Here is a 25,186-nt window from a genome sequence, read left to right as displayed (position 1 = left end):
GGGTCCCTCGACCGGACTCGGCCGGGCCGGTCCGACCGGCACATGAGACGCCCTGCTCACCGGTTCGCCCGTACGACCCCCCTCGCGTTAGTTTTCCCTCATGACCGACACGAACGCTCCCCGTACCACCGGCGCCGTGGCCGCCGGCCTTGCCACGATCGCCGCCGACGGCACCGTCCTCGACACCTGGTTCCCCGCCCCCGGGCTCGTCGACGAGCCCGGTCCGTCCGGCACCGAGTCGCTGTCCGCCGAGAAGGCCGTGGAGCTGCTCGGCGAGGGGGCCGCGCAGGCGATCGGCCCCGACGCCCGCCGCAACGTCGAGGTGGTCGCGGTCCGCACGGTCATCTCCTCCCTCGACGCGAAGCCGATCGACGCGCACGACGTCTACCTGCGCCTCCACCTCCTGTCCCACCGCCTGGTCAAGCCGCATGGCCAGAGCCTGGACGGCATGTTCGGCTTCCTCGCCAACGTCGCCTGGACCTCGCTGGGCCCGGTCGCGGTGGACGACATCGAGACGGTGCGCCTGAACGCCCGCGCCGAGGGCCTGCACCTCCAGGTCACCTCGATCGACAAGTTCCCGCGCATGACGGACTACGTCGCCCCGAAGGGCGTCCGCATCGCCGACGCCGACCGGGTCCGGCTGGGCGCCCACCTGGCCGAGGGCACCACGGTCATGCACGAGGGCTTCGTGAACTTCAACGCCGGCACGCTCGGCACCTCCATGGTCGAGGGCCGTATCTCCGCGGGCGTCGTGGTCGGCGACGGCTCGGACATCGGCGGCGGCGCCTCCACGATGGGCACGCTGTCCGGCGGCGGCAACGTGATCATCTCCATCGGCGAGCGCTGCCTGGTCGGCGCCGAGGCGGGCGTGGGCATCGCGCTCGGCGACGAGTGCGTGGTCGAGGCCGGCCTGTACGTCACCGCGGGCACCCGCATCACCATGCCCGACGGCCAGATCGTCAAGGCCCGCGACCTCAGCGGCGCCTCCAACATCCTCTTCCGCCGCAACTCGGTCACCGGCGCGGTCGAGGCCCGCCCGAACAACGCGGTGTGGGGCGGCCTGAACGAGATCCTGCACAGCCACAACTGAGCCGAGCGTCCCGCTGAGCGCCCTTCCGTCGTCGGCGGGAGGGCGCACGGCTCATGCGGGGAAGTCCGCCGCGAACTCCGCCAGTGCTCTGAAGTCGTCCTCGCGCAGGCCGATGCGCGGGTTGACGTGGTGGAGCAGTGCGGGGCCCGGGTGGTGCGTGTTCACGTACGTCGTGTCGGCCGGGCTCTGTTCGTCGTCCACCCAGGCGAAGGGGCGGCCCTGCGCATACGCCACGATCGCCTCTGTCTTCCAGTGCACGTCGTCGGGCCGCCAGGCGAACAGCCCGCTGCCGAAGTCGACGTACGGCAGCTCGGGCAGGCCGACGACCGGGGCGACATAGCGGTTGGCGGCGTCCATCCACGTGGTCGCCCAGCACAGGTCGTAGCCGAGACGCAGCAGCGCCGGGCCGTGGCCGGGGTTGAGCCAGACCCGCAGTGTGCGGCCGGGGTCCACGGCCACCCTGATCGTCGTATAGCCCTCGGGCCGCCGCTCGGGCTGCGCCGCGTACGGGTTGAGGGGGCCGTCGACGTCGAGGAAGAGCAGGGGGCGGCTCACGGGGACAACGTACGGCACCCCGGTCGGAGAGCTCACGGAATTTCTTCGGATGCGGCAGGCATAGCGGCGGAACTCCGCGCGCGTCACAAGGGGTACAGGGGCCGGGCGCAGGGTCCGCCCGGGATGTGAAGGTGACGATGGATGCGCAGGCACAGGAGAGTTTCCGGGAGTTCGTGGCCGGCCGTTCGTCGGCACTGCTGAAGACGGCGGTGCTGCTGACCGGCGGAGACCGGCACGCCGCCGAGGACCTGCTGCAGAACGCGCTGGTCAAGGCGGCGGGCCGCTGGCAGCGGATCGACGAACCCGAGGCCTATGTACGGCAGGTCCTGTACCGCCAGCAGATCAGCCGCTGGCGGTTGAAGTGGCGGCGGCGGGAGGTCACCGTCGCCGAGCCGCCGGAGTCCGGCCACGCCCCGGACGGCTCGAACGCCGCCGAACTGCGCCTCGTGCTGCGCGCCGCGCTGTCCCGGCTCACCGCCCGCCAGCGCACCGTGCTGGTGCTGCGCTACTTCGAGGACCTGCCGGAGGCCGACGTGGCCCGAATGCTGGGCTGCTCCGTGGGCACCGTACGGTCCACCACCCATCGCTCCCTGGCCAGGCTGCGCGCCCTCGCGCCCGAGCTGGACGGGCTCGGCCCGGACGGCGGCCGGGAGCTCCCGTCCCGTGACTACTCACCCGTGGAGGTGCGGTCGTGAACGTCGAGGAACTGGTGCGTGACGCACTGCGGGAGCAGGCGGCCGGACAGCAGCCGCTCGGGCACGGTTTCGCCGACCGGGTCCTGGCCGTACGGCGTCGCCGCCGTGCCCGCCGGTTCGTGTCCGTCGTCGTGGCCACCGCCGCGGTCGTCGCCGTGGCGGTCGGGGTGCCGCTGCTGGACTCCGGCAAGGGCGACGCCCGGCCCGCGAGGGTGCTCGGTCAGGACGGGGTGTCCGCCCACCCGGACCAGTCGCCGCCGCGCGACATGATCGCGGCCGGGAACGCGGTGCTGGCCGCGTACTCCACGACGCAGGTCGTCCCGCAGAGCGACGGCCGTGGCATCGGCGCGCACACGTACTGGCTGCTGAACCCGAAGACGGGCCGGTACGAGAAGGACACCCGGTGGCAGTTCGTCGCCGTCGCCCCGGGCCTGCGGACCGCCGCCGTGCTGGAGCGCCACCTGCCGGCCCCCCGGATCGGCCTGCTCGACCTCGCGACGGGGGAGGTCGAGCGGTGGATCCCGGTGGACCACGGTGTCGGTGGGCTGGCGTTCTCGCACGACGGCAGCAGGCTGGTCGCCACGACGTACACGGAGAACCCCGACCTGTACGAGAGGAGCGGTTCCGGCGGGACCTGGGTGCCGCGGTTCGGGGCGAAGGTCCGCACCGGCTTCTCCGTCATCGACGTGGCCTCCGGCAGGGGTTCCTGGAGCGGCGTTCCGGCGAAGCGCAACGTCAACGCCCGGGAGGACTTCGCCTTCAGCCGCGACGGTGCCCTGGTGTACGCGCGGATCGTGGGAGACCACGACGGTTCGGAGCAGTTCTACGACCTCGCCGGGAAGGAGGTCGCCGCCCCTGCGAACGAGAAGTACCTGCGGTGGGACGTGGGCGCGCGGCTGTCCCCGAACGGCCGGCTCGCCGCTCTCGGTCTGACGAAGGAGGTCGCCCCCGGCAAGTCGTACTCCTCGATCCGTGATCCCCGTACGGGCAAGGAGATCACCAAGGTCCGCGGAGGCCATCTGCTCGCCTGGGCCGACGACAAGCGGCTCATCGCCTGGGAGCGGGTCACGAGCCTCGAGGAGCCGTACCGGCCCCGGCTCGTGCTGGTCACCATCGGCAGCGACAAGGTCGTACCACTCAGCGGCGTCAGCGAGATGAACGACTCCCTCCTGCGCCAGACCTGGGAGCCGGTCTTCGCCGAGCGCTGATCACGCAGCCACGAGCTCCTCGTACACCGCCCGCAGCCCGTCGGCCGCCTCCCGGCCGGCGAGCCGCAGCGGTGCGCGCATCGGGCCCGCGGGCAGGCCGAGCGCGTTCAGCAGCGCCTTGGCGGTGACCGTGCCCGGCAGGCCGGCGGCCATCATCGCCTCGATCAGCGGGGTGGCCCGCTGCTGGAGCCGGGCGGCCCGGGCCGTGTCGCCCGCCTCGAACGCGTCCAGGATCTCCGCGACGCGGCGCGGCACGACGTTCGCGACCGTGCTGACGCAGCCTGCCGCGCCCACCGCGTACAGGGCCAGGATGTGCTCGTCGCATCCCGCGTAGTACGCCAACTCCGTGCGCGCCAGCACCTTCTGGGTGCCGAGGAGGTCGTAGGAGCAGTCCTTGACCGCCACGATCCGGGGGTGCTCCGCCAGCCGGATCATCGTCTCCGGCTCGATACGGGTGCCGGTGCGGCCCGGGATGTCGTACAGCATCACGGGCAGGCCGCTCGCGTCGGCGACCTCTCGGAAGTGCGCCTCCACGGCGTCCTGCGGCGGCCTGCTGTAGTACGGCGTCACCACCAGCACCCCGTCGGCGCCCGCCTTTTCGGCCGCGAGGCTCAGCTCGACGGTGTGCCGGGTGTCGGAGGTGCCGACACCCGAGACGATCGAGGCGTGCCCGCCGACGGCCGCCCGGACGGCCCGGACCAGCTCCGCCTTCTCCGCGTCCGTCGTGGTCGGTGACTCGCCCGTCGTCCCGTTGAGCACCAGCCCGTCGCAGCCCTCCGCCACCAGTCGGCCGGCAAGTCTCCCGGCACCGTCGAGGTCGAGCGCGCCCGACCCGGTGAAGGGAGTGATCATCGCGCAGAGGGTGCGGCCGAAAGGAGCGCTGGTCTTGCCCGGGTTCGTCATGGGAGTAGTCTCGGCATGACAATCGTGAAGCTCTACTTAATTTTCCTAAGAGATATTGATAAGCGGCACTGAACTGATGTTCCCGTGCCGACCTCCGGCCCTATGTCCAACTCGGCCGCCCATGGGTCACTATGGGCCGGACGGTCACCGACCCCAGGTCATGGGAGGCGCCATGAAGCTCGGCAAGGCACTGGCCACCGGAGTGGCGGAGGAACGGCCGCTCGTCCACGAGGAAGAACTCGAACTCCCCGAGGAGATCGCCGAACCGACGGCGTCCGCGCCGGAAGAGGTCCCGGCCGCCCGATGAGACTGCGGCTCCCCACGGAACGTCCGACGGAGCCGCCGACCGGATACAAGATCGCCCACCCGGTGCTGTCGCAGGACGGCACCCGGGCCGGGTTCACCGGTGTGTCGCTGGGCGGCGCGCTGCCGTACGGAGTGCTGGACGACGCGTCCTGCGTCTATGGCCGACGGCACCGCCCGCCCGCGCGGCTGTGCGACTGCGGCTTCCACTGCGTGCACGACCGCACGGCCGCCGAGGCGCTGCTGTGCACCACCGAGCACCGGGCGGCCGTCCTGCTCGAGGTCTCCGTCCTCGGCGCCTACATCCGCTTCGAGCGCGGCTTCCGCTACGCCCGGCAGCGGGTGCGCACGGCCACCGTCGGCCCCTGTGCGTGCGGTGCGCCCGCGGTGGCGCTGGCCGACGCGGGCTGGGGCAGGCCCGGCTGGCGCGCCCTGACCGCCGCCTGCGCGGCCTGCGTGCGCGGCCGTACGTCCGCCTCGCTCACCGCCTTCGCCCTGCTGGCCGGGAGCGGGCTGCGGGTGGTGGCGGACCGCGACGGCGTCCTCTCCCTCGCCGGCCTCGCCGGACCCGAGGGTCTCGGTGTCCCCGAACTCGCCGCCGAGGCGGCCCTGTTGCAGGCCCGTCTGGACTGGTTCCAGACCCAGCTGGCCCGGCTCGGGGAGCGTGGCGCCGGGGGAGAGGCCGGCGGGGACAAGGGCTAACGGCCGCCGCTCGGGGTACCCGGATGGTCCGGAACCGAGAGGAGGCGGAAGACCGTGACCGGGACCGATGATGTCCGGCCCGTCGCAGACGGGCAGGCCTCGGTGGGCGACCTCGTCGGCCGGGCCACCGAGCAGGCCTCACGGCTCGTCCGACAGGAAGTCGCCCTCGCCAAGGCGGAGTTGGCCGAGAAGGGGCGACGCGCGGGGCGCGGTGGCGGGCTGCTGGGTGCCGCCGGTGCCGTTGCCTATGCCGGTCTGCTCGTCCTGGCCGGGTCGGCCACCGCCGGCCTCTCACTGACGCTGCCCGTGTGGGCCGCCGCGCTCGTCGTCACGGCGGTGCTCTTCGTGATCGCCGCGGTGCTGGCCGTGACCGGACGTGCCCAGCTGCGCCGTGCCGCCCCGCCCACGCCACAGGAGAGCCTCGGCAGCGTCAGGGCAGACGTCGAGGAGATCAGGGAAAGGGTGCACCGATGACGGACAGGACTCCGCAGGGGGCGGGCGCGAAGGGCCCCGAGGAACTGCGGGCACAGATCGAACAGACCAGGAGCCAACTCGGCGACACCGTCGAGGAGCTGGCGGACAAGGCGGATCTGAAGGGCCGCGCCCGGGCCCGGGCCGCCGACCTCAAGGACAAGGCGGGCGCCATGACCGTGCAGCTGCGCAGCAGCGCCGCGCAGGCCGGTCATGCCGTTCACGACAAGGCGACGCAGGCCGGTCATGCCGTTCACGACAAGGCGGCCCAGGCCGGTCACGCCGTTCAGGACAAGGCCGGCCGGGCGGGCCACAGCGTCCAGGACAGGGCCGCCCACGCCGGGCACACCGTCGAGCAGAGCGGCCCGCGCCCGGTACGCGCCGCCGTCGGATTCGGACTGCGGCATCCGCGGTCGGTGCTGCTCGTCGGGGCGGCGGCAGGCGCGGCGGCCGTCGCGGTGGGCGCCCTGCGGCACAGGAGCCACGGCCACCACGGCCGTGGCGGTCGCCGGTGACCGGACTGGCCGCTGACCGGACTGGCCGCTGAGCCGACTCGTCCCCGTCCGCCCCCGCACAACAGCACAGCACGTGACAGCACGGCACAGCCCGGCTCCCGCTCCACCGTCTCACCGAAAAGTCCACTCACCTGGACAAGAAAAGTTTTCGGTGAGACGGTGGACGCATGCTGGACGTGACCGTGATCGAGGACCCCGAGGCCGCAGCCGTCTCCCTGGACCCCATCAGGGCCAGACTGCTCGCCGAACTGGCCGCCGAGCCCGCGTCGGCCACCATGCTGGCCGGCAAGGTCGGACTGCCGCGGCAGAAGGTGAACTACCACCTGAAGGCACTGGAGCGGCACGGCCTGGTCGAGCTGGCCGGGGAGCGGCGCAAGGGCAATGTCACCGAGCGGCTGATGCGCGCGACCGCCGCGTCGTACGTCATCTCGCCGCTCGCGCTCGCCCCGGTGCAGCCGGACCCGGACCGCTTCCGCGACCAGCTCTCCGCGCGCTGGCTGCTTGCGCTCGGCGCCCGCCTGGTGCGGGACGTCGGCGCGCTGATCACCGGCGCGACGAAGGCACGCAAGGGGCTGGCGACCTACGCGCTGGACGGCGAGGTCCGCTTCGCCTCGGCCGCCGACCGCGCGGCCTTCGTCCAGGAACTGACGGCGGGCGTGAGCGCCCTGATCCGCAAGTACGACGCCCCCGACGCGGAGGGCGGCCGGGACCACCGGATCGTCGTCGCCGTCCATCCCACGGTCAAGGACCGGCCCACCCCCGAACTGGACCAGTAGTCCGCAGGAGCCCCACCATGTCCAAGGAATTCGAGATCGTCCGCGAGTTTGAGGTCGACGCCCCGCCCGAGAAGGTGTGGGAGGCGGTCACCACCGGAACCGGTGGCTATCTGTGGCCGATGGACCCGCCCGAGCCGCGGGTGGGCGGCAGCGGACCCTTCGGGTCCACCGTCACCGCCTGGGACCCGCCCCACCGCTACACCAACCGCAGCGAGGACGTCGGCTTCCCGACCCAGTCCCTCAACCAGCTCGACTACACGATCGAGCCCCGCGAAGAGGGCCGGCGCGCCTGGGTGCGCTACGTCCACAGCGGGATCTTCACCGACGACTGGAACAACCAGTACGACGGCGCGAGCAAGCACACCAACTTCTATCTGCACACCCTGTGCGAGTACCTCACGCACTTCGCGCCCCGCCCGGTCACCTTCGTCCAGCTGCAGGGGCCTGCGGCCTCCCAGACCCCGCGGGCGCTCGCGGCCGTCGGCCGCGCGCTCGGCCTGGCGGACGACACGGCCGCGGGCACGAAGGTCGACGCCCAGGGGCCCGGCGGACGGACCCTGGACGCCGTGCTCGACTACCGCAACCCGTACTTCATCGGGCTGCGCACCGACAGCGCCCTCATCCGCTTCTTCGGACGCGGCCACTGGGGCGCGCCGCTCGGCATCAGCGTCCACGACTTCGCGCCGGACGCCGACGCCCGGGCGAACGAGACCGCCTGGCAGGACTGGCTGAACGGCGTGTTCGGCCAGTCCTGAGCGGGCTCTGTCACCAAACTCCCGTCTGCCTGGCGGCGCCTGGCACGCCCTACGGGCGGACGACGGGAGTCTGACGACACCTGATTACGGGCGGAACCGCAGCACCTGCGGGTCGTGGTCGGAGATCTGGTCGTTGAACTCCGAGTTGATGTGCACGGAGTCGTAGTCGAAGTCGCAGCCGCGCCGGATCGAGGGGCTCACCAGGATCTGGTCCAGGACCTGCTGGTTGCCCTGGTAGTCGTAGGTGTAACGCTCGCTCTTCGGCAGCGACTTGATCGCCGACCACAGCTCGCCGTCACCCTCGAGGATCTGCGCGGTCTCGGAGAAATCGAAGTCGTTCATGTCGCCGAGCGCGATGACGTTCGCGTTCTTCTGCGCGGACAGGATGTCCTTGACGAACGTGTTCACCTCGGTCGCCTGTGCGTGGCGCTGGATCTCCGAGCTGCGCACCGGCGGCTGGTACTGCGAGGTCAGACCCTGGTCGCCGCCCTTGGAGTTGAGGTGGTTGGCGATCACGAAGACGGTCTTGCCGCGGAAGACGAACTCGCCGGCCAGCGGCTTGCGGCTGCTCTTCCAGGCCGCGTTGTCCGGGTCGATCCGGCCCGGGGAGACCGTCAGCTGGGCCTTGCCGTGCACCTTGGTGACGCCGACCGCGGTGGTGGAGTCGCCGCCCGCGCGGTCCACGAAGGACACCCGCTCCGGGTTGAACAGGAGCACCTGGCGGATGTTGCCGCCGGGCTCGCCGCCGTCCTGGTCGTTGACCGGGTCGATGGAGCGCCAGTCGTACTTCGGGCCGCCCGCCGCGACGATCGCGTCGATCAGCTTGTTGACGGTCTCGCCGGCGTCGACCGTGCCGTCGTCCTTGGCGCCGTTGTTGTCCTGGATCTCCTCCAGGGACACGATGTCGGGCGACTGCAGGTTGTTCACGATCGCGGCCGCGTGCTTGTCGAAGGTGGTGTCCGACGGGTCGAGGTTCTCGACGTTGTACGTCGCCACCGCCAGCTCGCCGCGCGACTGCTTGCGGGTCGTCTCCCGCTCCAGGCCGCCGCTCTCCAGCGTGCCGAGCTTGCTCGCGACCAGGGTGTAGCCGCCGAACTGGTTGAAGTCCAGCGGGCCCGTGGTGGCGCCTTCCAGGGTGTCGCCGACGTTCGCCTTCGGGAAGTCGGCGGTCGGGCCCAGGGACTGGATCTGGAGGCGGCCGGTGTTCTGGGACTCGTAGGAGCCGTAGATCGTGCCGCCCCGGTGGGTGCGGTGCTCGCGCGGCTTCACCGTGACCCACAGCTCGCTGTACGGGTCGGTCGCGGTGACCACACGAGTGTCGGCGACCTGGACGTTCGTGCCCTCCAGGGACTCGTAGTAGTCCAGGGCGTACTTCGACGGGTCCAGGGTCAGGGCGTTGATCGAGCCGCTCGCCGCGGTGTCACCGGCGGGGGTGTACTCCGCCGGGACCGACTTGGCGTCGATCACCGTGGCGGCCGGGACCGCGTTGCCGGCGGAGACGGTGGTGATCGCCGGCTTGGTGATCTCGGTGAGCGACTGGTTGCCGGACGAGGCGCCGCCGGGGACGTACTCGGAGACCGTGCCGGTGACCGTGACGGAGTCACCGACGGTGACCTTCGGCGTGGAGCTGGTGAAGACGAACACACCCTCGCTCGTGGCCGGGTTGTCGTCCGGGGTGGGGTCCTGGATCCAGAAGCCCTTGGAGGAGCCGTAGGTGCGCGTGGCCGTGACGATGCCCGGCACGTCGGTCACCTTCTGGCCGGCGTACGGCGATATTCGGGTGCTGCCCTGGATGTCATGGATGCGCACCGCGTCCGCGTGTGCGGGCGACGTGAGGGCGACGGTGGACGCCGCGGAACAGACCGCGGCGACGGTGAGCGCGGCGAGACGCGCGGAAGACCTGCTCGGCAAGGGATCCCTCCGGGGATGAACGTGAGCGCCGGGACGAGGCTGGACATTGGAGTGCGCATGACACGCGGCGGCAGTGTGACACGCGTAGAAATACAGTGAACAGTTGTCCCCCGACTTCTACGCGCGTCAATCTCCTGCCTGATCAAGGGAGTTGTCAAGGTTTCGGCCATGTACGGCGACCGAAGGGGAGATGAACCGGGCGGCATGGGTGGAAATCCGTCTAGGCTGAGCGGCTGAGTCCTTTCACCCGAGGAGAACCAGCCGATGTCAGACAGCTCCCCCCTGCCGCCGGTGCGGCTGCACCCCGAAGCGGAGCTGGCGCGCGCCGCGCTGTCCACGCCCCTGCTCTCCCGGGCGGCCCGGCTCGCCCGCTGGGCGGGGCCGGAGACCCGGGTGGACGCCGGGGGCGGCCTGGTCGACGAACAGCTGCCGGCCGCGGCCGAGGCACTGGGGCTGACCGGGGACGACGCCGCGGCCCACGCCAGTGAGGCCTGGCGGGTCGCCGTGGACACCGGGCTGGTCGAGATGGTCGACGAGGAGGCCGGCGCCGTGGCGGCGGGGGAGGAGCTGACGCTGCTCACCGGCGGCTCGCCGCACGATGTGCTCGCGGTGTGGCTCACGGCCCTGGAGACCGTCGTCGCCGACGCGACCGTGCCCGATCTGGACGGTATTGTCGACGCGCTGGACGAGGGCGGCGAGGTCGATTTCGCGTCACTCGGCTGGGACCCGGAGGCCGAGGCGGACTTCCTCGACGGCGTCCTCGCAAACCTCTATCTGCTGACCGTCCGGGAGGACGGTCACGGCGAGGCCCCGGTGCCGCTGCCCGCCCTCGCCGCCTCGATGATCGTGCCCAGCGGCATGGGCGAGCCCACCAACGACGTCCTGGAGCAGGTCTCCGACGCGATGATGCGTCTCGACGACCAGTTCCGGATGCTGGAGCCGGCCGGACTCGTGGAGTACCAGCCGGTCGACGAGGCGCTGATGGCCGACGCCGACGAGGAGCCGGGGGTGGCGCCCGTCGACGAGACCGACGTCGCCCGCTACGGCATGGTCCGGCTCACCCCGCTCGGTGTGTACGGGCTGCGGGCACGGCTGCTGGAGGCCGGTTTCGAGGCGCCCGCGGTCGGTGAACTCGCCGACAAGGGAGCCGACGTCCTGCTCGACGGGACCTCCCTGTTCCCGTCGGGCGCGGCCCTGGCCGAGACCGAGCAGTGGCTGGTCCGCCGCGAACCCCTCGCCGCGGCAAGGGAGTTGCTCGCCGCCGCCCGGGGCGGTGACGCCGGTGCGCCGCTGCGCAGGCTGCGCTGCCAGCAGGCGCTGTCGCTGGTCGGCGCGGAGGCCGAACCCGCACTGCGGGAGGTGCTCGACGACGCCGAGCTCGGTGGCCTGGCCCGGGTGTGGCTGAGCGAGCGGGGCGCCTCCGACGTGCCCGCGCCGTCGCAGGAGCTGGTCTTCTGGCTGACCATCGACACCGTGGCCGCCCAGCTCCAGGCCGAGGGCAACTCCGAGGAGCTGCGGGCCCTGGTGGAGGGCCTGGCCCAGCAGCACAGCGGCTTCTTCGCGACGGCCTGGCGCGTGGAGCACCCGGCGACGGCGGACGTGCTGGAGGCGATGGGGCGGCTGCACCCGGACAAGAAGGTCGCGAAGGAAGCACGCAAGGCCGCTTTCAAGGCCCGTTCCCAGCACGGGTACTGAGCACGGGCGCGACCCACGCCCGCCCGGCGTGGGTCGCGGTCGAAGGCCTCAGCAGTGGTACACCGTCGTGTGCCGGAAGGACGACGTCGACCCGTTGAAGCCGTATGTGCCCCGGTAGGCCGGCGGGTTCTGGTACTCGCCCACGATCGTGATCGTGTCGGCGCAGCTGCCCTGGCCCGCGCGCTTGGCGTCCAGGCGGATCGTGTCACCGATGAAGCCGCCCGTGATGTCCCACGGGGCGCCGCAGATCCCGGAGGTGATCCGGCCGCCGAGGACGACGTACGGATGGCTGTTGGGGTCGTACGTCACCTCCATCGCGAAGGTGACGGCCCCGTTGTGCAGCTCCAGCCTCGCGGACGTGGACAGGGCCTCCGTCGACACCTCCTGCCGGGCCGCGAACGCCTCGTCGCGCGTCTTGACCTCCGCGCCCTGCGCGTTGTGGAAGCGGTGCTCGGCCTCGGCGCCCCGCCGCTGGCGTGCCTGTGTGGTCATGGGAACGTGCCTCCCCTCGTCGGAGTGTGAGTGACCGTCAGGCCAGCTGCTCGGCGACCTCGACGCGCAGCAGCGCGCGGACGTTCTCGATGTGGTTGGCGATCGTCACCACCGACGAACCGGCGAACAGCAGGCCCACGGCCACGTCGTCGAGCGAGGTGACCAGGGAGCCCGAGTCGCCGCCCGCCGAGATGTTCGTGGTCAGGATCTGGTCCTTGAAGCGGGCCGTGCCCGCCGTGCCGTAGTTGACGTCGACCGTCGCGTCGACCGCGATGATCCGGCCGAAGCTGATGTTGGTGGTGCGGCCGGTCTTCTTCACCAGGTCGCCCACCGCGACATTGGCCTTGCGCCGCCAGGCACGCGGCGCCCCGCTGAAGTACTGCTCCCGCGTGGCGTCCTGGAAGTCCACCACGCCCAGTGCGCAGTCCACCACGTTGTTGTGCCGGTCCAGCGGGATCTGCGGGGCGAAGGCGATGGCGATGTACCGGTCGAGCGTCGCGATCCGGTCCGCCGGGTCCGTACCCCCGTCGAACACCCCCGGCTGCACGATCGGGCTGCCCTGCTGCGCCCGGTTGGAGTCGGCCAGCACATGGTTGTTGGACAGGATGTAGAACTTCGCCGGAACGCCCAGACCGGGTCCCGGCGGGTCGACCGTCGCGCCCGGCAGGAAGTCGTACACCACGCTGCCGAGCGTGCCCGCGGTCACCCGGACGTTGCCGACCGAGAAGCCCGAAGGGCACGGCCGCATACGGCGCCTGAGGATCTGCGGCTCGAACACCGCCGGTCCGGGCGGCTCCTCCAGGAGCGGCAGGGACAGCCGCGCGAGCTCTTCGCCGGCCCGGCCGTCCGGGCCGTACCCCACCTCGCTGCGCGCGTCGGGCCCGAGGCCCGTCAGCCGCCGCTGCGGCTGCGCGGAGACATGGCCGACCGCGACCACGTCGGTGGGCGTCCCGTCGTCCATCCGGTACGGGATCACGTCCCGTTCCGGCAGCATCGACTCCGGCAGCTTCTGCGTCACGAACACCAGCACGGCTTCCTCGCCGGTCGGTTCGCCGCCGCTCCACTTCACGCCGTGGCCGAAGCCGACCACGTTCGCCGGCGGCTGCTCGCGCCGCAGGAAGTCCGACAACGCCTGGCGGCGTGAGCTGTCACTGAGCTGTCCGCCGGTTGGTCCTCGCATCAGTTCGGGCCGGCTCGTCACGGCCAGACCACCTCTTCCCCGGTGTGTGCGCGGTCCCGGGGCCGATCGCGGACGTCACTCCTGCGCGGAGACCTCGCCGATGGCGAGCACACGCACGGGTACGCCGTCGAGTTCGTCCGGAACCACGTCCTCGTCCCTGAGCCGGTCCCGGGGCACCTTGCGGGTCACGAAGACGACGATGACGTCCCGACCCGAGTGCTCGTCCTTCCCGGTCCCGACCCCCGTCACATTGGGCAGGCCCATCAGCCGGCCCTCATGGAGGCTGCGCGCGCGACGTGCGTCCACTTCGGCTCGCCTCCCCCGGGTGCTTGGTAGTTGGTGTCTATTGCCCGGCACACCGGCAGTCAAGGCGCTCTGCCGTAAATCATGGGATGAGTGATGATCCGCACCTGTTGACCTTCTTTACGAAGAATCATCCGACCAATTCCGCTGGGTGGAGTGACTTTTGGGTCCCATGGGAAGGTGCATACGGATTCATGGAAGCGGGCCCGTTGCGGTCGCCCGGTGTTCAACTCCCGTTCAGAGATGGGCGGGACCGTTTTCGCCGACCGAGGACCGCCACCCTCCACGGCACTCCCACCGTCACAGGAGACACCATGTCGCTCACCCGCAGGGACTTCGCCAGAAAATCCGCGATCACCGGCGCCGGGGTCGCCCTGGCGGGCAGCGTCGGCGCCCTCGCCACCGCGCCGAACGCCCTCGCGTCCACGGACACCGAGAGCGTCGACGAGGAGTCGGCCGCCGCGCACGGCGGGGTCGGATACGGGCCGCTGCTCCCCGACCCGGACGGCATCCTCGCGCTCCCCGCCGGGTTCAAGTACAAGATCATCACCTACAGCGGCAGGACCAAGCTGGAGTCGGGCGAGTTCACCCCGTCCAACCACGACGGCACCTCCACCTTCGACGGCCCGCGCGGCGCGACCCTTCTCGTCAACAACCACGAGCTGAGGGGCGCGCGCGCCGCCTGGAAGTACCCGGTGCCGCTGACCGAGGGCCTCGTCTACGACCCGGCCGCCGCCGGTGGCTGCACGGTCGTCGAGGTGCGGCACGACAAGGTCGCCGAGTGGGTCGGCATCGCCGGCACGTCCACCAACTGCGCGGGCGGCAACACTCCTTGGGGCACCTGGCTCACCTGCGAGGAGACCGAGGACAAGGCCGGCCAGAACGGCATGACCAAGGACCACGGCTATGTCTTCGAGGTCGACCCCGAGGACCGCCGGGCCAACCGGGACCCCAAGCCCATCAAGTCGCTCGGCCGTTACGCCCACGAGGCGGTCGTGGTCGACCCCAAGCGCGGCCACCTGCTCCTGACCGAGGACGCGGCGAGCCCGAACGGCCTCCTGTACCGCTGGACCCCGCCGGAGGACTTCTGCCACGGCCGCGGCGAGCTGCGCACCCTCGCCGATGACGCCGGCGTCCTGCAGGCGTTCAAGTGCTTCGACTCCGGCGGCCAGTTCGTCGACGACCTCTCCCGGGCCACGAAGATCGGCACCGTGTACGGCGTGGACTGGGTGGACGTCCCCGACCGCGACGCGAAGACGACCTCCGTGCGCAAGCAGTTCACCGCCGGCCAGGTCACCCGCGCCCGCAAGCTGGAGGGCATGTGGTGGGGCGACGGCGGCGCCTACATCGTCTCCTCGTTCGCCCGTGCGGAGAGCCCCGTCCAGCACGACGGCCAGGTCTGGTTCTACGACCCCAAGCGCCGCACCCTGACCCTGAAGGTGCTCCTCGGCGTCAACCCCGACCCGTCCAAGGACGGCGCCTTCGACGGCCCTGACAACATCACCGTCTCCCCGTACGGCGGCCTCGTCATCGCCGAGGACGGCGAGGGCGTCCAGCACCTGTTCGGTGCCACGGACAGCGGCCGCACCTACCCGATCGCCCGCAACGACCTGAACATCGGCACCCCGGAGAAGCCCGAGTACAGCGAATTCACCGGCGTCACGTTCTCACCCGACGGCAAGACCCTGTTCGCCAACATCCAGGAGCCGGGCATCATGCTGGCCATCACGGGCCCCTGGAAGCGCCAGCGACGCGGCTGAACTTCTGACGGGAATTAATTCGCTGGCTCGTCCCGCGGCCCCCCTCCTAGAGTGATGAACGTCCAGGTGCGAAGGCAGGACTTACTTCCACTCCTCATGGGGAGGCCGCGGGTTCGAATCCCGCCGCCGGTGCCACATACCGGTGTAGCTCAGAGGTTAGAGCGCCAAACGTCGGTTCCGCCGATCTGAACTCTGGACACCACAACTTCATGCACCTCCCGGTGCGCAGGCAGCGGCTACTTCTTTTGCAAAGAGAATCCGGAGCCGCAGCCTATTTGATCTCGGGAGGCGCAGCTCATGGTGGGTGCCCGGTGCGCAGGCAACGGTTACTTCATTGGATCGGGCGGTTGCGGGTTCGAGTCCCGTCATCGACTTCGGGTCGGTGTAGCGCAATCGGTAGAGCACCTGGCTAAGTCCGTCGCCGACCCCTGATCTCGGGCACCCTCCTTTTGCTGCGCCTCCCTCCGAAACGGAAAATGAATTCGGGGGAATTCAGCATGGCGCGATTCAACACCAAGGCGGCCAAGGCGCAGCCGACTTCGCGGGTGACGTCCACGGGGCGGGTGCTCCGTACCTACCAGGGCGGCCGCGGTCACGAGCGGGACGCGCGCTCGGAGCTTTTTCTGCTGGCCGTCGCCAATTTCGTCTCGCAGCAGACCTTCTACGAGAGTGGCGCCGACCGCGACGACCGGTTCGCCGCGCTCGTGGCCCGGCTCGCCGTCGCGGACCCGTCGTGGACGGCCGGTCTGCTCGGCTGGCTGCGCGGCGAGGGCAACCTCCGTACGGCCGCGGTCGTCGGCGCCGCCGAGTACGTCAAGGCGCGTCTGGAGGCAGGCGCGACCGACGGCCCGTCCAACCGGCAGGTCGTCGCCTCCGTGCTGCAGCGCCCGGACGAGCCCGGCGAGCTGCTCGCGTACTGGACCGCGACCTACGGCCGCACCATCCCCAAGCCGGTCAAGCGCGGCGTCGCCGATGCCGTACGACGGATGTACCACGGCAAGTCGCTGCTGAAGTACGACACCGCGTCCAAGGGCTACCGCTTCGGCGACATCCTCAACCTGGTGCACGCGGCGCCGGACCCGGACAAGCCGTGGCAGGGCGAGCTGTTCCAGTACGCGCTGGACCGCCGGCACAACCCGGACACCGCTGTGCCGCCCGCCTCGAACCGCGTGCTCACCGCGCACCGCGAGCTGATGGCGGTACCGGTGGAGCAGCGCCGGGCGCTCGTCACGGCGCCCGACGGCGCCGAGCGGCTCGCGGCGGCCGGGATCACCTGGGAGGCGCTGGCCGGCTGGCTGCAGGGCCCGATGGACAAGGCGGCCTGGGAGGCCGTGATTCCGTCCATGGGTGCGATGGCGCTGGTCCGCAACCTGCGGAACTTCGACGAGGCGGAAGTCTCGGACGAGGTGGCCGCCCGGGTCGCGGCGAAGATCAGCGACCCGGCGGAGGTGGCGCGCTCGCGGCAGTTCCCCTTCCGCTACCTGGCCGCGTACCAGCACGCCCCGTCGCTGCGCTGGTCGTACCCGCTGGAGCAGGCGCTCGGTCACTCGCTGGCCAACGTGCCCGCGCTGCCCGGGCGGACGCTGGTGCTCGTCGACCGCTCCGGCTCGATGTTCTACTCCCGGCTGTCGGACCGCTCGGAGCTCAACCGGGCCGACGCGGCGGCGATCTTCGGTACGGCGCTCGCGGTGCGGGCGGCGGACGCGGACCTCGTCGAGTTCGGGAGCAGCAGCAACCCGGTCAAGTTCCGCAAGGGCGAGTCGGTGCTGAAGATCCTGGAGCGCTTCGGCGACCTGGGCGGCACCGACACCACCGAGGCGGTACTCCGGCACTACCGGAAGCACGACCGGGTGCTGATCGTCACCGACGAGCAGTACGCGTACAACGTGCACGGCGACCCGACCCAGCAGGTCCCGGCCGACGTCCCGGTCTACACCTGGAACCTGGCCGGCTACCGGGCGGGCCACGGCCCGTCGGGCAAGGGGAACCGGCATGTATTTGCCGGCCTTTCGGATGCTGCCTTCCGCATCGTTTCACTGATCGAGAGTGGCCGCGATGGGCGTTGGCCATGGCTTGTTTGAGCGGCCTGGATTTCGTCAGTATGGCGCGCTGAAGGCGGGGCGCCCCCTGGAGCCGGGGGCGCCCGCAGACGTCGTACGGCCGGCTACAGCGCCTGCGCCGCCGGCTGCACCATGTTCCGGACCGTACGCGCCTTCACGAAGTCACCCAAAGCGGTCATGTCCCACTCGCCGGAGAACTGCCGGATCAGCTTGGCCATCACGACGCCGGTCTGCGGCTCGGCGCTGGTGAGGTCGAAGCGGACCAGCTCCTCGCCGGTGGTGGCGTCCAGCAGACGGCAGTAGGCCTTGGCGACCTCCGTGAACTTCTGGCCGGAGAAGGAGTTGACGGTGAAGACCAGGCCGGTGACCTCCTGCGGGAGCCTGCCGAGGTCGACCATGATCACCTCGTCGTCGCCCCCGCCCTCGCCCGTGAGGTTGTCGCCGGAGTGCTTGACCGCGCCGTTCAGGATGGTCAGCTTGCCGAAGTAGCAGCTGTCGATGTGGTTGCGCTGCGGGCCGTACGCGATGACCGAGGCGTCCAGGTCGATGTTCTTGCCGCGGAACGCCGGCTCCCAGCCGAGGCCCATCTTCACCTGGGAGAGCAGCGGGCTGCCGCCCTTGACCAGGGAGACGGTCTGGTTCTTCTGGAGGCTGACCCGGCCCTTGTCGAGGTTGATCTTCCCGGTACCGGGCGCGGGGGCGGGCGGGGCCGGGGGCGCGGCGGGCGGCGGGGGCGTCATCGACGGCTGTGCCGCGGGCGGCGGGGCCACCGGCTGCGGCGGCGCGACCGGGACCGGTGCCGGTTCCTCCACGGTCACACCGAAGTCGGTCGCGATGCCCGCGAGTCCGTTGGCGTAGCCCTGGCCGACCGCGCGGGCCTTCCAGGCGCCGTTGCGGAGGTAGATCTCCACGACCACCAGCGCCGTCTCGGTGCCGAGCTGCGGGGGCGTGAACGTGGCCAGGACGCTGTTGTCGTCGGCGTTGCGGATCGTGGCCGTCGGTTCGATGCCCTGGAAGGTCTGGCCCGCGGCGTCCGGGCTCGCGGTGACCACGATCTTCTCGATGCCCGGGGGCACGGCGGTGGTGTCGACAGTGATGGCGTCGGGGGCCGTCCCGCCGCCCGAGCGGTACGTCACGCCCGGCCCGCTCGGCTGGTTGTAGAAGATGAAGTCGTCGTCGGAGCGCACCTTGCCGTCGGCGGTGAGCAGCAGGCCCGATACGTCGAGCCGCACCGGTGCGGCGACGTCCACCGTCACGCGGGCGGCGGACAGGGGGATGTTCGAGCCGGGGGTCATAGCTGTCATGCCGGGTGAACGAGCGGGACCGCTTTACCGTTCCCTTACCCGGCGACCATTCGGACGAGCCGTTCAGCGGGCGTTGCGGGGGTGGTTGCGGGCGGTGCGCTCATTGCCTCGCCGGTAGTTGCCGGTCCAGCGGGCCATCACGAGCTGCGGGTCCCCGGCGTCCACCTCGGCGAGGAACTGCGCGGCGCGTGCGCCGTTCAGGGTGGCTGCGGGGCGGTTGTGGTGGGTGATGCTGACGGTGCCGCTCGCGTGTGCTTCGTACCGGAATCCCTGGGGGCGTGGCATGTCGGGGATGGTAGAGGGCCGGTGGTGGGCGGGCCCAGCGGTTTTCGCCCTCGCCGCCCCTGCCCGTCCCGTCCCAGGGGCTCCGCCCCTTGCACCACCGGTCACGGCACCACCACGATCTTGCGGCCCACCCCCGCCGCGAACTGCTCCAGGGCCTGTGGGTAGCGCTCCAGCGGGATGCGGTCGCTGATGAACACCTCCGGGTCCAGCACGCCGTTCGCGAACAGTTCCGCCGCCCGCTCGAAGCTGTGCAGGACCGCCATGGAACCGGTGATGGTGATCTCCTGGTTGTAGATGCGGTACGGGTCGATGGTCACCCGGGTCGCGTAGTCGGCCACCCCGAACTGCAGGAACGTACCCGCCTTGGCCACCCGGTCCAGCCCGTCCTGGATCGCCGCCGCGTTCCCCGTCGCGTCGACCACGACGTCCCAGCCCTGCGGCCGCTCCAGCTCGTCCGCGTTCGCGGCGGACGTCGATACGCCGAGCAGGCGGGCCGTCTCCAGCCGGGCCGGGTTGAGGTCCACCATGTCCACGCTGGCCGCGCCGGTGCGCTTGGCGAGCTCCAGCATCATCAGGCCCATGGTCCCGGAGCCGTAGATCAGCACGTGCGCGCCCAGCCGCGAGCGCAGGACGTCGTAGCCGCGCACCGCGCAGGACAGCGGCTCCACCAGGGCCGCGTCCTGGGTGCGGACGTGTTCGGGGAGCTTCACACAGTTGGCCACCGGCGCCACCGCGAACTGTGCGGCTCCGCCGGCCGTCGTCACGCCGATCGCCGCCCAGCGCTCGCAGAGGTTGTTGTGGCCGGTACGGCAGTAACGGCACTCGTGGCAGTACAGCGACGGGTCCACCGCCACCCGGTCGCCGACCGCGACCTCGGTGACCTGGGCGCCGACCCCGACCACCTCGCCCGCGAACTCGTGCCCTGGGACGATCGGCAGCTTCGGCGCGAACTCCCCTTGGAGGATGTGCAGGTCCGTGCCGCACAGGCCGCAGGCGGCCACCTCCACCACGACCTCGCGCGGGCCCGGCGTCGGGTCGGGGACCTCGGTGACGACGGCACGGCCCACGGACTCGATGACGGCGGCCTTCATTTCACGGCTCCCAGTGACAGGCCCTGGACCAGTTTGTCCTGGGCGGCGAACCCCGCGGCGAGCACCGGCAGGGAGATGACGAGCGACGCGGCGCACACCTTGGCCAGGAACAGGCCCTGACTGGTGATGAAGCCGGTCAGGAAGACGGGGGCGGTCTCCGCGACGACGCCGGTGAGAACGCGGGCGAAGAGCAGCTCGTTCCAGCTGAAGATGAAGCAGATCAGGGCCGTGGCCGCGATCCCGGGGAGGGCGATGGGGGCCACCACCCGAGCCAGGACCGTCGGCAGCCGTGCTCCGTCCACCCGGGCCGCCTCGATCACGGCGACCGGCACCTCGGCGAGGAACGACTGCATCATCCACACCGCGATCGGCAGGTTCATGGAGGTGTAGAGGACGACCAGCAGCCAGATGTTGTCCAGCATCCCGGCGTTCTTCGCGAACAGATAGATCGGCAGCAGGCCGGCCACCGCGGGCAGCATCTTCGTCGACAGGAAGAAGAACAGGACGTCAGTCCACTTCCTGACCGGGCGGATCGACAGGGCGTACGCGGCCGGGAGCGCCAGCAGCAGCACGCACACCGTCGAGACCACCGAGGCCACGGTCGAGTTGATCAGCGCGGGCCAGGGGCTCGCCCCGCCGCCCGTGCCGAAGAACTCGCGGTAGCCGTCGAGGGTGAGGGCGGAAGTGAAGGACGGCGGGTTGGTCGCCGCGTCCTGCTCGGAGTGGAAGGACGTGAGGGCCATCCAGGCGATCGGCAGGAAGAACACGATCCCCGCCAGCCAGGCCACCAGACCCAGGCCGAGGCCCTTGCGGCGCACGGTGGTTGTGGTCATGCGCGGGACACCTCCTCGCGGAACAGCGACGACACCACCCGCAGGGCGAAGGTCGCGATGACGATCGAGCCGATGACCACCAGGACGCCCGCGGCCGAGGCGAGGCCGTTCTCATGGGCCTGGTAGAAGCTCTGGTAGACCGTGTAGGGCAGGTTGGCGGTGCCGAGGCCGCCGGAGGTGATCGTGAAGACGGCGTCGAAGTTCTGGACGATGTAGATCGACCCCAGCAGGGCGCCGAGTTCGAGGTAGCGGCGCAGGTGCGGGAGCGTGAGGTGGCGGAAGATCTGCCAGTCGTTCGCGCCGTCCACCCGGGCGGCCTCGATCTGCTGCTGGTCCCGGCTCTGCAGGCCGGCCAGCAGGATCAGCATCATGAAGGGCGTCCACTGCCACACCAGGGAGGCCTCGACCGCGAGCAGCGGGGTGTTCGAGATCCAGTCCGGCTGGGGGCCGCCGCCGTAGTGCAGCAGGCCGTTGAACAGGCCGTACTCGGGGTTGTAGAGGACGTGCTTCCAGAGCAGGGCCGCGGCGACCGGGACCACCAGGAACGGGGCGATCAGCAGGGTGCGGACGACACCCCGGCCGCGGAACCTCCGGTCCAGCAGCAGGGCCAGCGCCAGGCCGAGGACCAGGCTGGCCAGCACCACCGCAGCCGTGAGCAGCACCGTCGTCCACACCGAGTGGCGCAGGTCGGCGTCGGTCAGGACCTCGCGGTAGTTGTCGAGGCCGGTGAAGTGGCGGGCCTTGGGATAGAGGGCGTTCCAGTCGAAGAAGGAGATCACCAGCGTGGCCACGAACGGGAGCTGGGTCACGACGATCATGAAGACGAGGGCGGGCAGGAGCGGGCCCCGGGTGGCCCAGGCGCGCAGGCGGGCGGAGGGCTGCCGCGAGGCGCGTACCGGTGTGGTCGCCAGGGGTGCTGTCGTGGTCGCGGTCATCGTCCCTCGTACTCCTTGGAGATCTTCTCGGCGAGCTGCTGGGACTTCTTCAGGGCCGAGTCGACGGACTGGCGTCCGGCGATGGCCGCGCTGATCTCCTGGGAGACCCTGGTGCCGAGGTCGGTGAACTCGGGGATGCCGACGAACTGGATGCCGGGCGCGGGGCGGGGCTGCACGCCGGGGTCGGTGGGGCGGGCGTTCTCGATGGCGTCCTTCGTCATGTCCTGGAACGCGGCGGCCTCCTTGCGGTAGGCGGCGTTCGTGTACGTCGAGGCGCGCTTGCCCGCCGGGACGTTCGACCAGCCACTGGTGTCGCCGACCAGCTGCTCGTACTGCTTGCTCGACGCCCAGGAGACGAACTTCCAGGCCTTGTCGGGGTTGCGTGAGGCCTTCTGGATGCCCCAGGCCCAGGTGTAGAGCCAGCCGGAGGACCCGGTCCTCTCGACGGGGGCGGGGGCGTAGCCGAGCCTGCCCTTGACCGGGGACTTCGCCGCCTCCAGCAGACCGGCCGCGGAGGTGGCGTCGTACCACATGGCGACCTTGCCCTGGGTCATGTTGTTGAGGCACTCGGCGAAACCGGACTGGGCGGCGCCCGACTCTCCGTGCTCGCGCACGAGGTCGACATAGAACTTCGTCGCCTTTTCGAACTCGGGTGAGTCCAGGTGGGCCTTCCAGCGCTTGTCGAACCAGGTGCCGCCGAAGGTGTTCACGACGGTGGTGAGCGGCGCCATCAGCTCGCCCCAGCCGGGCAGTCCGCGCAGACAGATGCCCTTCATGCCGGGCTCGGCGCCGTCGGCCTTCGCGGCCAGGTCGGCCACCTGGGTCCAGGTCGGGTGCGCGGGCATCGTCAGGCCCTTCTTCGCGAAGACGTCCTTGCGGTACATCAGGAAGGACGACTCGCCGTAGAAGGGCTGGCCGTAGAGCCTGCCGTCGTCGCCGGTCAGGGACTGGCGCATCGGCTTGAGGACGTCCTGCTCGTCGTAGGAGGGGTCCTCGGCGACGTACGGGTCCATCTCGTGCAGCCAGCCGTTGCGGGCGTAGATCGGTATCTCGTAGTTGGAGAGGGTGGCCACGTCGTACTGGCCGGCCTGGTTGGCGAAGTCCTGGCTGATCTTGTCGCGGACGTCGTTCTCGGGCAGGACGGTGAAGTTGACCTTGATGCCGGTCTCCGCGGTGAAGTGCGCTGCCGTCAGCTTCTGCAACTCGGTCATCTGCGGGTTGTTGACCATCAGGACGTTGATGGAGTCGCCGCCGGAACCGGACCCGCCCGCCCCGGACCAGCAGCCGGAGAGCAACGGGGCGAGCAGCGTCCCTGCGGCGGCCACGGCTAGTGCGGCTCGCGGCCTCCGTCGGCTCTGGGTGCGCATGGATCGCTCCTGGACATATGGGGGGATAAGTGATGTCGGCGGGCATGCGGATGCCCTGTGCGGTGGCGTCGGCTCCTCAGACCCGGATGACCTGTGGTCCCAGCAGCGAATAGCGATGGGCCTCGGACACCGGCAGCAGCGTGCTCGTCACGATCGTCTCCAGCGCGCCGATCTCGGCGAACCGGCAGAAGCTGACCGCCCCGAACTTGGTGTGCACACCCGCGAAGACCGTGCGTCGCGCGGCCCGGATGGCCTGCGCCTTGACCTCGCTGACCGCGGGGTCGGGGGTGGTCAGACCGTGCTCGCGGGAGATGCCGTTGGCGCCGATGAAGGCGAGGTCGAGGACGAAGCCGGCCAGCATCTTCGTCGTCCAGTGGTCGACGGTCGCCAGTGTGCCGGGCCGGACCCGGCCGCCGAGGAGCAGCACCGAGACGTGCTCGGCCCCGGCAAGGGCGCCCGCGACCGGGAGCGAGGCGGTGACCACGGTCAGCGGCCGGTCCCTCGGCATGGCCTCGGCGATGAGCTGCGGGGTGAAGCCCTCGTCGACGAAGACCGTCTCCGCGTCCCCGAGCAGCTCCGCCGCGGCGGCCGCGATCCGGCGTTTCTCGGGCACGTGGCTGGTGGCGCGGTAGGCGAGCGTCGTCTCGAAGCCGGCGCTCTCCACGGGATAGGCGCCCCCGTGCGTGCGGCGCACCAGACCGTGGTCCTCCAGGGCGCGCAGATCGCGCCGGACGGTCTCCTTGGCCACGCCCAGCCGGGCGGCGAGCGCGGTGACGTCGACCGAGCCCGTGGCCCGCGCGGCACGCAGAATCTCGCGCTGGCGTTCCTCCGCCGTACTGGTGCTCATGTCGTCACCCGCTTCCCTGTGGAACCGCCCGTTCGGGCCATGGGGGAATTTCTACAGCGGGTGCGCGGCTCTGACCAGGTCTGTTGCCGGTTCGATGCTGCCCGTATCGGCCCGTTCACCGATCGCTGTGCCCGCCTCGGACCTGCGTTGCTGCGGGACGGGGCGGGAGAGCGGGCAGCGCCCGTGCCCGAATGCACGGGCGGGCGGGCCCGATCGGTGTCCGAATGCACGGGCGGGCGAGCCCGTTCGGCGCCCGCTCGCGAGAGCGGTCGTTTCGCGACCCTCAGTACGGCCAGATCGGCGGATCGTTCACGAAGTGGCCGCCCAGACGGCTGTGGGCGGGGTTCTCCGGGTCCAGCTCGCCGTGCTCGGCGATCAGCTTCTCGGCGTACGGCTCGGAGTCGTCCTGCGGTTCGTAACCGAGTGCCCGCGCGCTCGTCAGGTCCCACCACAGGCGCGTGTTGGCGGAGGAACCGTAGACGACGGTGTGGCCCACGTTCTCGGCGGTGAGGGCCGCGTGGAACAGGCGGGCGCCGTCGGCGGGACTCATCCAGACCGAGAGCATGCGTACGCCGGTCGGCTCCGGGAAGCAGGAGCCGATGCGCACGGAGACGGTCTCCAGGCCGTACTTGTCCCAGTAGAACTGGGCGAGGTCCTCGCCGAAGGCCTTGGACAGGCCGTAGAAGGTGTCCGGGCGGCGCGGGGTGTCGACCGGGATCAGCGGGTCCGTGCCCCGGGGGGCCGGGGTGAAGCCGACGGCGTGGTTGGAGGAGGCGAAGACGATGCGCGGCACACCCTCCTGGCGGGCCGCCTCGTACAGGTTGTACGTGCCCTCGATGTTGGACCTGAGGATCTTCTCGAAGGGCGCTTCCAGCGAGATGCCCGCGAGGTGCAGGACCGCGTCGACGCCCCGGACGGCCTCGCGCAGTGCCGCCGTGTCGGAGAGGTCCGCGGTGATCGCGTCCGGCGCGCCCTCGATGGGGCGCACGTCGAACAGGCGCAGCTCGTAGCCGTACTCCGGGAGGAGGGTCCGCATCAGGGTGCCGAGGCCGCCGGCGGCGCCGGTGAGCAGGACGGTGCGGGGGGCGGGCATCCACGGTCTCCTTGGCTCAACGATCGCATTCATGCATGGCATTCACATTCATGGACA

General features: G+C 70.9%; 26 protein-coding genes. 12 read left to right on the top strand and 14 right to left on the bottom strand.

Translation table 11 applies throughout. The features are described from left to right. Positions 1–100 precede the first annotated feature (100 nt). The gene (gene dapD, locus Q8A52_RS18050; RefSeq protein ID WP_316753327.1) at positions 101–1,090 is read left to right on the top strand and encodes a 2,3,4,5-tetrahydropyridine-2,6-dicarboxylate N-succinyltransferase; all 990 of its coding nucleotides are present in this window, start codon (positions 101–103) and stop codon (positions 1,088–1,090) included. A 51-nt stretch (positions 1,091–1,141) separates the two neighbouring features. Here dapD and Q8A52_RS18045 read toward each other — a convergent pair whose 3' ends face one another. Continuing rightward, entirely contained in the window at positions 1,142–1,645 is a 504-nt protein-coding gene (locus Q8A52_RS18045; protein ID WP_316753325.1) for an HAD domain-containing protein, read from the bottom strand. Between the two features lie 137 nt (positions 1,646–1,782). Between Q8A52_RS18045 and Q8A52_RS18040 the strand changes: the two genes are divergently transcribed. Next, a complete protein-coding gene (locus tag Q8A52_RS18040; RefSeq protein ID WP_316753323.1) occupies positions 1,783–2,340 on the top strand; it encodes a SigE family RNA polymerase sigma factor in 558 nt (185 codons plus the stop codon). Then, the gene (locus tag Q8A52_RS18035) at positions 2,337–3,548 is read left to right on the top strand and encodes a WD40 repeat domain-containing protein (protein WP_316753321.1); all 1,212 of its coding nucleotides are present in this window, start codon (positions 2,337–2,339) and stop codon (positions 3,546–3,548) included. The genes Q8A52_RS18040 and Q8A52_RS18035 overlap by 4 nt, the downstream gene beginning before the upstream one ends. On the opposite strand, the gene dapA is transcribed toward Q8A52_RS18035, so the two are convergent. Beyond that, positions 3,549–4,451, bottom strand: a complete 903-nt coding sequence (gene dapA / locus Q8A52_RS18030) for a 4-hydroxy-tetrahydrodipicolinate synthase (protein WP_316753319.1) — start codon at positions 4,449–4,451, stop codon at positions 3,549–3,551. A 172-nt stretch (positions 4,452–4,623) separates the two neighbouring features. Here dapA and Q8A52_RS18025 point away from each other — a divergent pair, with 172 nt between their 5' ends. The 6 genes from Q8A52_RS18025 to Q8A52_RS18000 all read left to right on the top strand — a co-directional run bounded on the left by Q8A52_RS18025 (position 4,624) and on the right by Q8A52_RS18000 (position 7,973). Continuing rightward, entirely contained in the window at positions 4,624–4,758 is a 135-nt protein-coding gene (locus tag Q8A52_RS18025; RefSeq protein WP_316753318.1) for a hypothetical protein, read from the top strand. Then, on the top strand, positions 4,755–5,456 hold the full coding sequence (locus Q8A52_RS18020; RefSeq protein WP_316753316.1) for a hypothetical protein: 702 nt from the start codon (positions 4,755–4,757) through the stop codon (positions 5,454–5,456). The genes Q8A52_RS18025 and Q8A52_RS18020 overlap by 4 nt, the downstream gene beginning before the upstream one ends. Positions 5,457–5,510: 54 nt before the next feature. Next, on the top strand, positions 5,511–5,930 hold the full coding sequence (locus Q8A52_RS18015; protein ID WP_316753314.1) for a phage holin family protein: 420 nt from the start codon (positions 5,511–5,513) through the stop codon (positions 5,928–5,930). Then, positions 5,927–6,442: a DUF3618 domain-containing protein gene (locus Q8A52_RS18010; protein ID WP_316753312.1), complete on the top strand. Its 516-nt coding sequence runs from the start codon at positions 5,927–5,929 to the stop codon at positions 6,440–6,442. Before Q8A52_RS18015 ends, Q8A52_RS18010 begins: the two co-directional genes overlap by 4 nt. Positions 6,443–6,609: 167 nt before the next feature. Further along, positions 6,610–7,218, top strand: a complete 609-nt coding sequence (locus tag Q8A52_RS18005; protein ID WP_316753310.1) for an ArsR/SmtB family transcription factor — start codon at positions 6,610–6,612, stop codon at positions 7,216–7,218. Between the two features lie 17 nt (positions 7,219–7,235). Continuing rightward, entirely contained in the window at positions 7,236–7,973 is a 738-nt protein-coding gene (locus tag Q8A52_RS18000) for an SRPBCC family protein (RefSeq protein ID WP_316753308.1), read from the top strand. Positions 7,974–8,057: 84 nt separating this feature from the next. Here the strand turns inward: Q8A52_RS18000 and Q8A52_RS17995 are convergent, their stop codons facing one another. Continuing rightward, the gene (locus tag Q8A52_RS17995) at positions 8,058–9,884 is read right to left on the bottom strand and encodes an endonuclease/exonuclease/phosphatase family protein (RefSeq protein ID WP_316753306.1); all 1,827 of its coding nucleotides are present in this window, start codon (positions 9,882–9,884) and stop codon (positions 8,058–8,060) included. 264 nt (positions 9,885–10,148) lie between these two features. Here Q8A52_RS17995 and Q8A52_RS17990 point away from each other — a divergent pair, with 264 nt between their 5' ends. Next, positions 10,149–11,579, top strand: coding sequence for a hypothetical protein (locus Q8A52_RS17990; protein WP_316753304.1), 1,431 nt, complete (start codon positions 10,149–10,151; stop codon positions 11,577–11,579). Positions 11,580–11,627: 48 nt separating this feature from the next. Here the strand turns inward: Q8A52_RS17990 and Q8A52_RS17985 are convergent, their stop codons facing one another. Genes Q8A52_RS17985 through Q8A52_RS17975 form a run of 3 tightly spaced genes read right to left on the bottom strand, consistent with a single transcriptional unit; the run spans position 11,628 to position 13,557 of the window. Further along, complete coding sequence (locus Q8A52_RS17985; RefSeq protein ID WP_316753302.1) at positions 11,628–12,071, bottom strand: hypothetical protein; 444 nt, start codon at positions 12,069–12,071, stop codon at positions 11,628–11,630. A 37-nt stretch (positions 12,072–12,108) separates the two neighbouring features. Further along, positions 12,109–13,272: a chymotrypsin family serine protease gene (locus Q8A52_RS17980; RefSeq protein WP_316753300.1), complete on the bottom strand. Its 1,164-nt coding sequence runs from the start codon at positions 13,270–13,272 to the stop codon at positions 12,109–12,111. A 54-nt stretch (positions 13,273–13,326) separates the two neighbouring features. Then, the gene (locus Q8A52_RS17975; RefSeq protein ID WP_316753298.1) at positions 13,327–13,557 is read right to left on the bottom strand and encodes a hypothetical protein; all 231 of its coding nucleotides are present in this window, start codon (positions 13,555–13,557) and stop codon (positions 13,327–13,329) included. Positions 13,558–13,868: 311 nt separating this feature from the next. On the opposite strand from Q8A52_RS17975, the gene Q8A52_RS17970 reads away from it, so the two are divergent. Continuing rightward, positions 13,869–15,314, top strand: a complete 1,446-nt coding sequence (locus tag Q8A52_RS17970; RefSeq protein WP_316753296.1) for an alkaline phosphatase PhoX — start codon at positions 13,869–13,871, stop codon at positions 15,312–15,314. A 497-nt stretch (positions 15,315–15,811) separates the two neighbouring features. Beyond that, on the top strand, positions 15,812–17,395 hold the full coding sequence (locus tag Q8A52_RS17965; protein ID WP_316753295.1) for a TROVE domain-containing protein: 1,584 nt from the start codon (positions 15,812–15,814) through the stop codon (positions 17,393–17,395). 83 nt (positions 17,396–17,478) lie between these two features. Here Q8A52_RS17965 and Q8A52_RS17960 read toward each other — a convergent pair whose 3' ends face one another. From Q8A52_RS17960 to Q8A52_RS17925, 8 genes are all read right to left on the bottom strand, one after another. Further along, positions 17,479–18,669, bottom strand: coding sequence for a TerD family protein (locus tag Q8A52_RS17960; RefSeq protein ID WP_316753912.1), 1,191 nt, complete (start codon positions 18,667–18,669; stop codon positions 17,479–17,481). 72 nt (positions 18,670–18,741) lie between these two features. Then, positions 18,742–18,963, bottom strand: coding sequence for a hypothetical protein (locus tag Q8A52_RS17955; protein ID WP_316753293.1), 222 nt, complete (start codon positions 18,961–18,963; stop codon positions 18,742–18,744). A 101-nt stretch (positions 18,964–19,064) separates the two neighbouring features. Next, positions 19,065–20,054, bottom strand: coding sequence for a zinc-dependent alcohol dehydrogenase family protein (locus tag Q8A52_RS17950; protein WP_316753291.1), 990 nt, complete (start codon positions 20,052–20,054; stop codon positions 19,065–19,067). Beyond that, entirely contained in the window at positions 20,051–20,887 is an 837-nt protein-coding gene (locus Q8A52_RS17945; protein ID WP_316753289.1) for a carbohydrate ABC transporter permease, read from the bottom strand. Before Q8A52_RS17945 ends, Q8A52_RS17950 begins: the two co-directional genes overlap by 4 nt. Beyond that, complete coding sequence (locus Q8A52_RS17940; protein ID WP_316753287.1) at positions 20,884–21,822, bottom strand: carbohydrate ABC transporter permease; 939 nt, start codon at positions 21,820–21,822, stop codon at positions 20,884–20,886. Before Q8A52_RS17940 ends, Q8A52_RS17945 begins: the two co-directional genes overlap by 4 nt. Next, positions 21,819–23,189, bottom strand: coding sequence for an ABC transporter substrate-binding protein (locus Q8A52_RS17935; protein WP_316753285.1), 1,371 nt, complete (start codon positions 23,187–23,189; stop codon positions 21,819–21,821). Before Q8A52_RS17935 ends, Q8A52_RS17940 begins: the two co-directional genes overlap by 4 nt. A gap of 76 nt (positions 23,190–23,265) precedes the next feature. Beyond that, positions 23,266–24,036: a DeoR/GlpR family DNA-binding transcription regulator gene (locus Q8A52_RS17930; protein WP_316753283.1), complete on the bottom strand. Its 771-nt coding sequence runs from the start codon at positions 24,034–24,036 to the stop codon at positions 23,266–23,268. Between the two features lie 283 nt (positions 24,037–24,319). Beyond that, complete coding sequence (locus Q8A52_RS17925; protein WP_316753280.1) at positions 24,320–25,129, bottom strand: NAD-dependent epimerase/dehydratase family protein; 810 nt, start codon at positions 25,127–25,129, stop codon at positions 24,320–24,322. Positions 25,130–25,186: the final 57 nt, after the last annotated feature.

It is taken from the genome of Streptomyces herbicida, assembly GCF_032656585.1.
Lineage (GTDB): Bacteria > Actinomycetota > Actinomycetes > Streptomycetales > Streptomycetaceae > Streptomyces > Streptomyces herbicida.
The sequence above is the reverse complement of the archived record's forward strand: the minus strand, read 5'-3'. Positions and strand labels throughout refer to the sequence as shown.

Excerpts from the sequence above, each read along its gene's own strand:
- dapD (WP_316753327.1), top strand. The coding sequence starts at position 101 with ATGACCGACACGAACGCTCCCCGTACCACCGGCGCCGTGGCCGCCGGC.
- Q8A52_RS18040 (WP_316753323.1), top strand. The coding sequence starts at position 1,783 with ATGGATGCGCAGGCACAGGAGAGTTTCCGGGAGTTCGTGGCCGGCCGT.
- dapA (WP_316753319.1), bottom strand. The coding sequence starts at position 4,451 with ATGACGAACCCGGGCAAGACCAGCGCTCCTTTCGGCCGCACCCTCTGC.
- Q8A52_RS18025 (WP_316753318.1), top strand. The coding sequence starts at position 4,624 with ATGAAGCTCGGCAAGGCACTGGCCACCGGAGTGGCGGAGGAACGGCCG.
- Q8A52_RS18020 (WP_316753316.1), top strand. The coding sequence starts at position 4,755 with ATGAGACTGCGGCTCCCCACGGAACGTCCGACGGAGCCGCCGACCGGA.
- Q8A52_RS18010 (WP_316753312.1), top strand. The coding sequence starts at position 5,927 with ATGACGGACAGGACTCCGCAGGGGGCGGGCGCGAAGGGCCCCGAGGAA.
- Q8A52_RS18005 (WP_316753310.1), top strand. The coding sequence starts at position 6,610 with ATGCTGGACGTGACCGTGATCGAGGACCCCGAGGCCGCAGCCGTCTCC.
- Q8A52_RS18000 (WP_316753308.1), top strand. The coding sequence starts at position 7,236 with ATGTCCAAGGAATTCGAGATCGTCCGCGAGTTTGAGGTCGACGCCCCG.
- Q8A52_RS17990 (WP_316753304.1), top strand. The coding sequence starts at position 10,149 with ATGTCAGACAGCTCCCCCCTGCCGCCGGTGCGGCTGCACCCCGAAGCG.
- Q8A52_RS17985 (WP_316753302.1), bottom strand. The coding sequence starts at position 12,071 with ATGACCACACAGGCACGCCAGCGGCGGGGCGCCGAGGCCGAGCACCGC.
- Q8A52_RS17970 (WP_316753296.1), top strand. The coding sequence starts at position 13,869 with ATGTCGCTCACCCGCAGGGACTTCGCCAGAAAATCCGCGATCACCGGC.
- Q8A52_RS17965 (WP_316753295.1), top strand. The coding sequence starts at position 15,812 with ATGGCGCGATTCAACACCAAGGCGGCCAAGGCGCAGCCGACTTCGCGG.
- Q8A52_RS17960 (WP_316753912.1), bottom strand. The coding sequence starts at position 18,669 with ATGACCCCCGGCTCGAACATCCCCCTGTCCGCCGCCCGCGTGACGGTG.
- Q8A52_RS17955 (WP_316753293.1), bottom strand. The coding sequence starts at position 18,963 with ATGCCACGCCCCCAGGGATTCCGGTACGAAGCACACGCGAGCGGCACC.
- Q8A52_RS17950 (WP_316753291.1), bottom strand. The coding sequence starts at position 20,054 with ATGAAGGCCGCCGTCATCGAGTCCGTGGGCCGTGCCGTCGTCACCGAG.
- Q8A52_RS17945 (WP_316753289.1), bottom strand. The coding sequence starts at position 20,887 with ATGACCACAACCACCGTGCGCCGCAAGGGCCTCGGCCTGGGTCTGGTG.
- Q8A52_RS17940 (WP_316753287.1), bottom strand. The coding sequence starts at position 21,822 with ATGACCGCGACCACGACAGCACCCCTGGCGACCACACCGGTACGCGCC.
- Q8A52_RS17935 (WP_316753285.1), bottom strand. The coding sequence starts at position 23,189 with ATGCGCACCCAGAGCCGACGGAGGCCGCGAGCCGCACTAGCCGTGGCC.
- Q8A52_RS17930 (WP_316753283.1), bottom strand. The coding sequence starts at position 24,036 with ATGAGCACCAGTACGGCGGAGGAACGCCAGCGCGAGATTCTGCGTGCC.
- Q8A52_RS17925 (WP_316753280.1), bottom strand. The coding sequence starts at position 25,129 with ATGCCCGCCCCCCGCACCGTCCTGCTCACCGGCGCCGCCGGCGGCCTC.